Annotated in this window: 10 protein-coding genes and 1 pseudogene; 5 read left to right on the forward strand and 6 right to left on the reverse strand. The window is 67.8% G+C overall.

Translation table 11 applies throughout. The features are described 5' to 3' along the window. Window positions 1-35 precede the first annotated feature (35 nt). The 3 genes from CLM62_RS09140 to CLM62_RS09150 all read right to left on the reverse strand — a co-directional run bounded on the left by CLM62_RS09140 (window position 36) and on the right by CLM62_RS09150 (window position 2,911). Complete coding sequence (locus CLM62_RS09140; RefSeq protein ID WP_257003752.1) at window positions 36-872, reverse strand: hypothetical protein; 837 nt, start codon at window positions 870-872, stop codon at window positions 36-38. A gap of 483 nt (window positions 873-1,355) precedes the next feature. Beyond that, on the reverse strand, window positions 1,356-1,907 hold the full coding sequence (locus CLM62_RS09145; RefSeq protein WP_095749351.1) for a GNAT family N-acetyltransferase: 552 nt from the start codon (window positions 1,905-1,907) through the stop codon (window positions 1,356-1,358). Continuing rightward, window positions 1,907-2,911 (reverse strand): hypothetical protein, encoded by a 1,005-nt coding sequence (locus CLM62_RS09150; protein WP_257003753.1) that lies wholly within the window; start codon window positions 2,909-2,911, stop codon window positions 1,907-1,909. The genes CLM62_RS09145 and CLM62_RS09150 overlap by 1 nt, the downstream gene beginning before the upstream one ends. A 486-nt stretch (window positions 2,912-3,397) precedes the next feature. On the opposite strand from CLM62_RS09150, the gene CLM62_RS09155 reads away from it, so the two are divergent. From CLM62_RS09155 to CLM62_RS09170, 5 genes are all read left to right on the forward strand, one after another. Further along, window positions 3,398-3,811, forward strand: a complete 414-nt coding sequence (locus CLM62_RS09155) for an ATP-binding protein (protein WP_257003754.1) — start codon at window positions 3,398-3,400, stop codon at window positions 3,809-3,811. A 198-nt stretch (window positions 3,812-4,009) separates the two neighbouring features. Further along, window positions 4,010-4,420, forward strand: a complete 411-nt coding sequence (locus tag CLM62_RS50710) for an MvdC/MvdD family ATP grasp protein (RefSeq protein ID WP_218835575.1) — start codon at window positions 4,010-4,012, stop codon at window positions 4,418-4,420. Continuing rightward, window positions 4,387-4,953, forward strand: coding sequence for a hypothetical protein (locus CLM62_RS50715; protein ID WP_218835576.1), 567 nt, complete (start codon window positions 4,387-4,389; stop codon window positions 4,951-4,953). Before CLM62_RS50710 ends, CLM62_RS50715 begins: the two co-directional genes overlap by 34 nt. Continuing rightward, window positions 4,950-6,056 carry a methyltransferase domain-containing protein gene (locus CLM62_RS09165; protein WP_095749353.1) on the forward strand — a complete coding sequence of 369 codons (1,107 nt, stop codon included), beginning with the start codon at window positions 4,950-4,952 and terminating at the stop codon, window positions 6,054-6,056. Before CLM62_RS50715 ends, CLM62_RS09165 begins: the two co-directional genes overlap by 4 nt. Window positions 6,057-6,321: 265 nt before the next feature. Continuing rightward, window positions 6,322-6,636: a hypothetical protein gene (locus CLM62_RS09170; RefSeq protein WP_257003755.1), complete on the forward strand. Its 315-nt coding sequence runs from the start codon at window positions 6,322-6,324 to the stop codon at window positions 6,634-6,636. 743 nt (window positions 6,637-7,379) lie between these two features. On the opposite strand, the gene CLM62_RS09175 is transcribed toward CLM62_RS09170, so the two are convergent. The 3 genes and pseudogenes from CLM62_RS09175 to CLM62_RS51305 all read right to left on the reverse strand — a co-directional run. Next, window positions 7,380-8,597, reverse strand: a complete 1,218-nt coding sequence (locus CLM62_RS09175; RefSeq protein ID WP_257003756.1) for a pentapeptide repeat-containing protein — start codon at window positions 8,595-8,597, stop codon at window positions 7,380-7,382. Window positions 8,598-9,474: 877 nt separating this feature from the next. Next, a protein-coding gene (locus CLM62_RS09180) for an IS5 family transposase (protein ID WP_257003757.1) occupies window positions 9,475-10,283 on the reverse strand; the annotation gives its coding sequence in 2 pieces (ribosomal slippage) (window positions 9,475-9,963 and window positions 9,966-10,283; 807 coding nt in all). A gap of 185 nt (window positions 10,284-10,468) precedes the next feature. Next, window positions 10,469-10,603, reverse strand: a pseudogene (locus tag CLM62_RS51305) (transcriptional regulator); the annotation flags it as partial.

Here is a 10,603-nt window from a genome sequence, read left to right on the forward strand (position 1 = left end):
GGGCACCTGCTGTTCGGCTGTTCGGGCTGTTCGGGTCAGGACTTGGAAAGCGTGATCGTCGACTCCTGCTGTCCGGTGTCGGCGGTCACCGGGTAGTCCCGGTCATCGGCTCGGGCCCTGCTGCGCATCGTCGCCGTACCAGGCTGGAACGAGGTGCCGGGTTCCCCGCTGGTGAGGCTGACAGACCAGGGGACGGGCGCGCCCGGGGTGCAGGCCACGGTCGTGTCATAGGTCGCGCTCGGCGTCTCCTTCTTCTGGATCTGGAAGACATGGCCGACGATCCAGACGCTCGTAGGCTTGTTGCACGTCACGGTGCCACCGACGGTGATCCGGCCATCCGGTCCGTCCACCGTGCCCTCGGGGTCGACGTTCATCCCCATGGCGAGTTCGACCGGAGGTTCGGGCATGACCGCGTGAACCGCACCGCGCACAGGCACCGTCGATCCGTTGCAGTACTGCTCGAAGGTGGCATCGAGCTCGCGGACGTAGCCGTAGGGGCCGAAAGCGATGTGCTGGATGGTGAAGGAGCCAGAGCTGGTGCTACACCATTTTTCGGTTCCGTTGACGTTCCCGCCGAACACCAGTTCCGGATCCTCCGGCTGGGCGTAGGGCCACTGCTTCGTCCCGGTGTACGTGGTGCCCTCAGTCAGCTTCTGACCATCGGGGGCGGCGACGATGAGACGCCAGAGCGTGCCCTCTTCCACATCGATCGCGACGTCAAGGACGTTCTGGTTGCTGCTGGCCTGGACGTCGAACATCTGGACCGCTCCAGCCGTGTACTCGTACGACTGGCCGCCAGAAATCGGCTCACCCGGATCGCCACTGAAACTCAGCGTTCCCGACGCCGCGCCATAGGCCTGCGCGGTGTCCACCAGCGGTGCGGCCGTGAGCGCGACTGTCATTGCCGTGACGACGCCCAGGGTGCGGGCGAGTATGCGTCTCGGCGTGGTGCTTCTCGTCAAGGTTCCCCCAGGGAGTTTTTCGCAAGACTTTGGTGAGGCCGTCAGCCCCACTAGGGAAGCGCTTGACCTTTAACAAACGTCACAACGGCCTCAGAAGCCCCGTCCGCACACGGCCTCGGGCGCGTGTCGGGGCGGCCGGTGTATCGGTAGTGGCGCGAGCTGGTGCCGACGGAGTGTGCGCGCTACCGGCGCCCCCCCGTCGGCCGCCTCAGCAGGAACTTGCCCCGCTTGCCGATCGGCTTAGGCCACTCGGGGCGACGTGCCCAATGGTTGCGGGCCGTGTCGTAGGGGCGGCCGTGGCGGGGACTGAAGTTGAGCAGCCCCCGAGACGGCATGTGTTCCGTCTCGGGGGCCGTCTGCTGCCCGCGCCCGCCACGGGGTGGGCGTTTCGACTCAGCGGAGATCACGGACCATGCAGTCGTACAGCGGCGCCTCGTCCCACGGATGGGACACGCCGACCTTCCGGTACCCCCATGCCGCGTAGGCGGACTGCGCCGGCGCGGCCTCCGGTTCGGGCCGCATCGTCAACGTGACCCGCTCGACATCCAGGCCGTCGAGGAGCCGCGTGTGCAGCGCGGCGGCGATGCCGCGCCGCCGCCACGCCTTCCGTACGGCCAACTCGATGATGACGAACGTGCGGTAGCCGTCCTCGCGTGTGAAGTCCTCCGGCAGCTCGATGCGCTGGAGGTTCTTCCACCAGTGGGTGTCAGGGGCGAGGTAGTAGCCGTACGTGAAGCCGATGACCTCGTCTCCGTCGCGGGCCAGTACGAGACGGAAGCCGGGCCGCTGGGCGTGCACCTGGTAGTGGTCGATGAACTCGGCGACGTCGCCCGGGCCCTCGCAGTACGGCGGCTCGGCGTACACCTCCTCGTAGGCGGGGAGGAAGGCGTCGAGTTGGTGGGCGCCGCCCGGACCTTCATGCCGCTCGTACGTCAGGTCGGCCATCACACGGCTCCCTTCTGCTGGGTGGTGTACTCGGTCAGCTCACCGGTGGCATCGCGGGCGCTCACCGCGTCGACGCTTCGAAGGAGGTCCCGCACCTCGGCCACCCGGCGGTTCACGCGGCCGGACTCCACCTCTTCGAGGTGGGTGAGGCTGCCGACCGCTTCGGCCGCGCCCTCGTCGACTTCGCCGGCCTGGACCAGACTGCGGGCGAGGGTCATCCGGTACAGGGCTCGATTGCGCCCGTACGACCGGTCTTGGTGGGCGAGCGCTGCCCGCAGGAAGGGCACCGCGGCCTTGTGATGCCCGGTGTCGGAGTACAGCAGGCCCTGGGCGTAGTCGAGTTCGGCGTGCCCGTGGAAGGCGGCCCAGTCCGGGGCAGGGTGTCCGCGGTCGAAGCGGTCCACCATGCGCATGGAGTCGGCGAGTCGCTTGCGTGCGCTGCTCTGGTCCTTCATGAGGGCCAGGGCGCGGGCCTCGCGGGCGGAGATCAGGGACAGCAGTACCGGGGAGCCGAAGGGGACGGCCAGCGAGTGGGCGGCGCGCGCCAGGTCGTAGCCGTCGCGGGGCCGTCCTTCGTAGCTGGCCTGCATGCTCAGTGAGACGAGGACCAGGACCTGAAGGCCTGCGTCGTGGAGCATGGTCGCGGTGGTCAGGGCCTCGCCCCAGTAGCGGCGGGCGGTGTCCTGTTCGTCGGCGTCGTAGTACAGCCAGGCACAGTGCTCGGCCGTTTCGCCCGCGAGGAGCTGGAGTTGGCGGCCGATGGTGTCCGGATAGCTGCTGGTGTTGATGATCCGGCGCACACGCCGGAGGTGGCGGACGGCAAGGGACCGGACGTCGCCGCCTCCGTATGCGTCATCGAGCGTGTACAGCGACCGCAGGCCCTCGCGGAGTTCGAGAAGGTGAGCGGTCCCCACGGCATCCGGGATCCCGGTGCTCTCCCGAGGTCCCACCGCCAGGCCGGCGGCGAGGCCGACGGAGTCGGCGACGAAGGTCCTGCGGTCCACGTTCACCTCTTTCGGCGGTGTTTGAGGTGCGTCCGCCGTCGTGCTTGGCCCTGGCCCCGGGAAGCCGAGGTCAGCGGGGTTCATGCCGAACATCGCGTGCAGCACCCGCCAGGCCGGGGGGTGTGGCCTGGGTGGATTCGGCTGCCGCCACCGCCGGAACTGGCGATCGGTGACGGTCACCTGTTCCCCGACTAATTCGGCGGTCGCCTCGAAGGCCGGGATGAACGTCGCCGGTTTGGCCCATCCACGCTCTATGCAGGCACGTGCGAACGGCGTCAGCGTTTCATCCACCCCTGGCCTCCCCGAAGGTGTCTGCTCTCGTCGACCGTAGCCGCCGTGCTGGACTCGAAAAGTCCGGCGGCTGAGAAAAAGTCCGGCGGAAGGTCCGCGCGTACGTCCGGTGGCGCTCCGTGAACGACGGTTGTCTCTACGTGACAGCAGAGGCGCTGTTGACGTCGAACGCGAGAACCACCGAGGGACGCGACGATGACCATGACCGCTGTACCCGTAGGACCACAGCGCTATCAGGAGCGCTATCCGGCGACGCTGGAGGCCGCCACTCAGGCACGGCGGGACATAGCGCTCGCACTGGAGACGTGGGGCCTGCCTCAGCTGGTCGACGTCGCCAAGCAGGTCGTTACGGAGCTGGTGGCCAACGCGGTGGAGCACACGGACGCCGCCACGGTCGGCGCTTCGATCACCCGCACCGGCACCGTGTCCGCGCGGGTCGTCGTGACGGACACCTCGCGCACCAGACCCACCCCGGGCACACCGGCGGCCGACGACGAGAGCGGCCGCGGCCTGGTCCTCGTCGACGCCCTCGCCCACGCGTGGGGCAGTGAGCTGGTGCACGGCGGGAAACGCGTGTGGGCCGAGCTGCGCGCGGACGGCGAACAGTGAGCGCGCCCGCCGTGGCCGAGCTGCCGCGCGTGGACCAGCTCAGCCCGCGCCAGCGATCGCCCTCGACTGCGCGCGCTGCGCCCGCCGGTTGGGGATGGCCGGCCTCGTGTGGAGCCGGTCCGCCACCCTGGCCGGGAGCTGCACGAACACGAACTGGGACAGCAAGAATGACGACACCGCCGCCCCGTACCTGATGCGGTGACACAGCATCTGTCCGGCGGCCCGGTGCTGGTCGTCACCAAGGAACTAGACCCCGCAGCGGACCTGGTGATCGACGAGCTGACGATCCGGCACGTGCCGGTGATGCGGTTCGACATGGGCGACTTCCCGCTCACCGTCTCTCTGTCCGTCGAGCACGCTGCAGCACCTTGGGCGGGGGTCCTGGCTGACGAGTACCGCTCCGTGCGGCTGGAGGAGGTGAGGGCCGTCTACTACAGGCGGCCCCGCCTTCCCGCCGTCTCCGAGCGGCTGGAGGAGCCCCACCGCTCGTGGGCGAACGAACCGGCGTTGGCCGGCCTGCTCGGCACGCTGTACGCGCTGCCGGGACGTGGGTCAACCGACCCGAGGTGGACGGCATGGCCTCCCACAAGCCGGGACAGCTCCCGGTAACGGCTGCGCACGGACTCCGTACGCCCCGCTCACTGATCACCACGGAGCCGGAGGCGGCCCGGAAGTTCTGCAACCAGGTCGGCGGCCGGATGATCTGCAAGCCGCTCATGGGCGGTCCGCTGGAGTACCCGGACGGCCGCCGCACCGGGGTCCCCACCCACGTGGTCGACCCCGACGCCATCGACGACTCCGTGTCCCTGACGGCGCACCTGTTCCAGGAGTGGGTGCCCAAGTCGCACGAGGTGCGGCTGACCGTCGTGGGCACGGACATGTTCGCCGCCGAGATCCACGCGGGCAGCGACACGGCCCGCGTGGACTGGCGCAGCGACTACGACGCCCTCACCTACGACGTGTGCAAAGTCCCGGACGACGTACGGACGGGCGTGCTGGGCTGGCTGGAGCACTTCCGGCTCAACTTCGGCGCGTTCGACTTCGCGGTCACCCCGTCCGGAGAGTGGTCCTGGATCCAGAACAAGACGGGCCTACCCATCGCCGCGCATATCGCTGATCTACTCGCCAAGGGACGACCATGACGACGCACACCGAAGAGCGCGCTGCCGAGCTGCGCGTGGCGCTGGCTGACGGCCTGGAGGCCAGCGGCCAACTCACAGACCCAACATGGCGGAAGGTGTTCGAGACCGTTCCGCGCCACCCGTACGTGCCCGAGTTCTGGGCCTTGACAGGCGAAGGGCAGCGGCGAGTGACGTCCGCCGACCCGGACTGGCTTGACCTGGTGTACACGGATGACGCGCTGGCGACGCAGCTGACCGACGGCGTGGCCACCTCGTCGTCGACGGCCCCCGGCCTGATGCTCACCATGCTCCAGGCCCTCGACGTCGTCGACGGTCACCGGGTGCTGGAGATCGCGACCGGCACGGGCTACAACGCCGCGCTCCTGTCGGAGCGGCTCGGCAGCCACCAGGTCGTCACCGTGGAGGTTGACCCGGTGCTGGCGCGGCTGGCGGGATCGCGGCTACGGCGCTCCGGATACACCCCGCTCGTCCACGCCGGGGACGGCCGCGAGGGCCACCCGGGCCAGGCCCCCTACGACCGGCTCATCGCCACCTGTGGCTTCAGCACGATCCCGGCCGCGTGGCTGGAGCAGGTGAAGCCCGCAGGCCTGATCGTGTGCCCGGTGGGCTGGGGCACGGTGTGCCTGGTCGTCGCCGACGACGGCCGTGCCGAGGGCAGGTTCCTGCCCGCCCGCTCGTACTTCATGGCCGTACGCGACGCCGGCACCACCGGCACTCCGGCCCACCCGGGCAGGCCGGACGCGACGAGCGGCCGACTGACCGGCCTGGAGCTGGCCGCCGTCGCCGAGGACGAGGCATTCCGCTTCGTGCTGTCCCTCGTCGCTCCCGACACCGGGTTCGCCTTCGAGCGCGGCGACGATGGCCTCGTGACGGCCGTGGAGCTGTGGGGCACTGACGGCGCGTGGGCGCGCGCCGAGGACGGCGCCGTACGGCAGGCAGGGCCGCGCCCGCTGTGGGATGCGGTGGAGGCCGCGCACGAGCTGTACGTCGAGCACGGCCGACCGGGCCGGGAGCGCTTCGGGGTGACCGTGACCGCCGAGGGACAGAGCATCTGGCTCGATACCTCGAGTCGGCCAGTGCCTCGGGCCGCCGCGACGGCCTGAGCCCCCGACTCGCCTGCACGGGGCTCTGCGCGACCTACTGGGCGTTGCGCGGAGCCCCGTCCTTCTGCTTGGTCAGTGAGCGCTTCTGGAAGAGATCCGGTGGCACCCGCTTTAGGAGTTCGATCGCTCCTCGGCACCATCGGGGAGCCACCTGGCCACGCTGGCCATGCCAGACCGCCTGGGAGTGCTGACGTCCGGCCCCGTTGACGTCACTCGTGGATGTCAGAAGGGGGCAACCGCGTGCACTCGCTGACACGATGGTCCCGTGGTTGACCTGGAGCGCATCAAAGCAGAGACCATGACGTATTTCCGAGCACTCGATGAAGCCGCCACCCAGCGGCACCACTTCCGCCACGCTGACGAGGAGGGTGGCTTGTGGTACATCGAGGCCGTACCTGACCGCGGTGAGTTGGTCGTCATCAAGCAAGCCGAGCTGACTTCGGCCGGCCAACTCCACCGGTACAGCTGGGAGCACCTGGAGGACGAGCACGGCTTCCTGACGGACCAAGCGATCGATCCTGAAGAGGATCCGCTGGAAGCCATCCCGGCCGAAGAGTTCCTGCGGGTGTGGACTCGGTGAGCGGGCTGGACAACCACCTTAGGAGAGAGGCTGGGGGATCGTGCCGGTGAGCTGCGGTCTTGTTACCAGGTGAGGCGCCCGGCAACTCGACCGCAGGACACCCTCATTGACCGTGGCTGACCTCTGCATCTGGCACGGTTGTGGCACGAACCTCAGCCGACGACAGTCAGCCACGACGGCGGGTGCGCCGGCCGATCAGGCACGCGTATGCCTCGCTGTACCCCCACCGGTCTCAGCCACGCTACCGGCTTGTGTCGTCGACCAGAGCAAGCTGCGACGGTCGGCTCGCAACGGTAGCTTCGGGGCCCTCAGCTTGGGAAGCTGCGAGCATTTGGGGCTGGTTCGGGTGCTGACCTGGGCGAACGGCCGGGGCGTGGCCTCGTCGGGCTGGGCTGCGTTCCCCGTGGTTCCCCGCTGTTCCCGCTTCTTCTGGTGCGCTTGTGGTGCGGCTCGCATCATCGGCCTGCTTCAGTGGGGCCCTCGTCTATGCCCTGGTGTGCATGGGGTCTTATTCACGCTCACTGCGCTCGTCGGGGTTCGATACAGTCGCACCTTTCCCGCTGGGTGTACTTGCCGGAAACGTCAACGCTGACAGAGTCCCAGAGGGGCTCGGACTCGGGGGAGTGTCCGCCTGCCGTGTGCCACTGAACTTTGGGGTAGGCGCGGCGCAGGGACCGGAGAGCGGCTTGGGCTTCTGGTTGAGCGAATCAGGCATTAGCCCTCCCAGCTTGGCCGGACACCCTTCAGACAGTGGGCTGATGCCAACTCTCAGGCAGCAGCAGGCTCGACGGAAGTGGCCTTACGTCTGCTGGTGGCAAACCATCAGGCGCGTTCCCCACCGCCTGTCGAAGGTCAATCGTGCCACCAGAGAACGCCGTGCCGTCGAAGGAAACCTCGCATCCGGTGAACTCCGAGCGGTCGAAGGAGACCTCGCAGCCCGAGAACTGGGCGTTGTTGAAAGACACCTTTCCGCCAGAAAAATCAGAGACGAAGGTGATCTTTCCTTTGGAGAACGCCGCAGCGTTGAAGGAGACATCGCAACCTGAGAACTCTGCGGTGTCGAAGAACACCTGGCCGCCCGAGAATTGTGCTCCTGTGAAGGACACCTGGCCGCCGGAGAATTGCGCCTCCTCGAAGATGACCTCACCGCCGGAAAACTCCGCGAACATGAAGTGGACGTGGCCGTCTACGAACTCGGCAGCGCCGAAGGAGACCTGCCCACCTGAGAACTCCGCACCTCCGAAGGAGAGGTCGCCCCCGCAGAACCGTGCGCCATCGAAGGCGACGTGGCCGCCAGAGAACCGCGCTCGGGTCCAGTCGCCGCCGTCGAAGACAACGTTGCTGAAGTCGAAATCATGCCCTTGCCAGGAGCGCGGATGGTCGGGTGTCAGGCGCAGGTGATCTCGGATGAGTCGGATGATGGTATGTCGTACTTCACGCAGAGCCAGATAGGCGTGCCGGGCTTCGGCGTCGTCGGCAGGGATGCTGGCCTCGGCCGTATAGGGAAGTCGGAGGTAGGCGCACAAGACATCGATACAGGTCTGGCGCAGATCGCGGGTCGGCGCGTCGTCGGCAAGACCAGCCAGAGCGTGCACCCCGCCCAGGCGCACCGCGGCGGACTCCTCACCTAGCTGGGATACCGCGGTGGTGAAACGCTCGGTGTGCAGGCGGGTGGCTTCCCGCAGCGCAGCATCCTCGTCGACACGCTGACGCCGATAGGCCACGATCAGAGCGACCAGAGCACCGGCCCCAGCGACGACGCCGAAGGAGAGCTTGACCAGGTCGAAAAGAGTCTTCGAATCGACCCGACGTTCGGGCTTGAGGCCTTGGACGCCGAGCAGGTCCCATGCTGTGAAGAACACTGCGCCGGCAACAGCGATGGCGGTGATGAAGGCCAGGGTGAGGACTGGGCCGACGGGCCAAAGACGCAGGCCCCGGCGCGGGGACAGGTTAGGTTTCACACGGCACAGGACCGTCCAAGCGCCCAGTCGGTTGCATGGCTTCTATTCGCGAACCTAACCGGATGGATCGATCGCCAGTTGGCCAACCGTAGCTGCGCATGGCCAACTGTTGCCTACTCGCAAGACTCTCCGCTCGCGGAGCCTGGGTCTTCGAGGGACGACTACGGCACCGACCTGCGGCGGAGCGGTGTACCAGCCCTGGCGATCGGTGGCTGAGTCCTCGCTCCCCCCCCCGCGAGTCCCCGGAGGATCTGGCACGCAATTGGCAAGCCCCCGAGGCACCTTGAGCGGGGGCCAGCCTTGGGGTCGTCTGAGCCTCAGCCGACGACAGTCAGCCACGATGGCGGCTGCGCCGGCCGATGAGGCGCGTGTGTGCCTCGCTGTACCCCCACCGACCTCAACCACGTTACCGGCTTGTCGTCGACCAGAGCACGCAGTGACGGCGGGCCCGTGACAGGGGCACCAGACGTGTTGCAAGCGTCGCGGCCTCGTCACCTCGTCGTGGTCGGCACCTACGGCGCGACGCTGGCGAACTTTACAAGCTGCCCGTAACTTGAAGGTCACAAACTGCGACGAAGACGGAGTAAAAGTGAGCCGAGTGGTGCACCATTGTCCCTGATGCGCCATCAGGCAACTGGTCGGCGTGACTTACGTACTTGGCGGCGTGACTCGGGTGAAGCGCTCGCGCGCGAAGCACAAGCCTGCCCGGCCTGGGGGACTCAATGGTTAGGCGCAAGCGGAAGAGCAAGGGACAAAGCGGTGAGGGTGGCGCGCCGACGGCCTCGGGCGCGGCGGCTGTTGAGCTGCAGACGCCCCAAATCCCCGCTCAGCAAGCACCGCAGCCCACGCTCAAGTTGCCTAAGAGCTCGTAACACGATCATGGGCGGGCCTTCTTGAGGCGTCTCCAGCAGATGAGGCTGCAGGCCAACGAGACGAAGGCGTCGTGGAGTTCGGTTCGGCGTTCCCAACGGACGGCGAGGCGTTTGAACTGGTGGAGCAGGGCGAAGGTCTGCTCGACGACGTAGCGGAGCTTGCCCAGGCCCTTGATGTTCGGGGCGCCCTTGCGGGAGATGACCGGCAGGATCCGCCGCTTGCGCAGTTCCCGCCGGGTGGGGTTGGAGTCGTAGCCCTTGTCACCGAGGAGTGAGTCGGGGTGGCGGCGTGGGCGGCCGGTTCGTCCGGCCACGGGCGGGATGCCATCGATGAGGGCGAGGGTCTGGGTGACGTCGTTGACGTTGGCCGCGGTGGTGATGACCTTGAACGGGGTGCCGCGTCCGTCGCAGATCAGGTGGTGTTTGCTGCCCGTCTTCCGCCGGTCGACCGGCGACGGACCAGTGTCGGCGCCCCCTTTTTCGCGCGGATGTGGGAGCCGTCCACGCACGCGCGGGACCAGTCGAGTTCGCCGGCCGAGTTCAGCTCGGCGAGCAGGATGCGGTGCAGTTGGTCGAAGACCCCGGCCTGCTGCCACCGACCCAGGCGCCGCCAACAGGTCTGCCCGGAACCGAATCCCAGCTCCAGCGGCAGGAGTTGCCAGGCTATGTCGTTGTGCAGGACGTACAGGATGCCCTGCAGACACAGCCGGTCCGCCACCGGCCGCGGGCCCGGCGACTTCTCCGGCCAGGGCGGCAGCAGCGGCTCGATCAGCGCCCACAAGTCGTCGTCCACGATCCACGGCCGGGTGCTCACATCCTCCCGAACGGCGGAATCGTCACATCGGTCACGCCGGACCAGGGCACTTCAACAAGATCAAGTTACGAGCTCGTAGGACACGGTCTGATACTGCAACAGTCTTCGGCATGACTGGTTGCCAGGCTGTTCGCCGGCCTGGGCATGGATGGGGATCTTGATGGTGTCAGGGCGTAACGGGGAGGCTAGCGAGGTGCCGCGAGTACGTCCCGGAGTACGTTCTCGAGCGTGACGCGGGCCAGCTCGTGTCTCAGGGTCTCCTCGATGCCCTCGTAGATGCCCTGCATTGCCGGCTGGATGCCGTGACCCACCACGCATTC

It is taken from the genome of Streptomyces sp. SA15, assembly GCF_002291145.1.
GTDB lineage: Bacteria > Actinomycetota > Actinomycetes > Streptomycetales > Streptomycetaceae > Streptomyces.

Excerpts from the sequence above, each read along its gene's own strand:
- CLM62_RS50715 (WP_218835576.1), top strand. The coding sequence starts at position 4,387 with ATGGCCTCCCACAAGCCGGGACAGCTCCCGGTAACGGCTGCGCACGGA.
- CLM62_RS09165 (WP_095749353.1), top strand. The coding sequence starts at position 4,950 with ATGACGACGCACACCGAAGAGCGCGCTGCCGAGCTGCGCGTGGCGCTG.
- CLM62_RS09145 (WP_095749351.1), bottom strand. The coding sequence starts at position 1,907 with ATGGCCGACCTGACGTACGAGCGGCATGAAGGTCCGGGCGGCGCCCAC.
- CLM62_RS09155 (WP_257003754.1), top strand. The coding sequence starts at position 3,398 with ATGACCATGACCGCTGTACCCGTAGGACCACAGCGCTATCAGGAGCGC.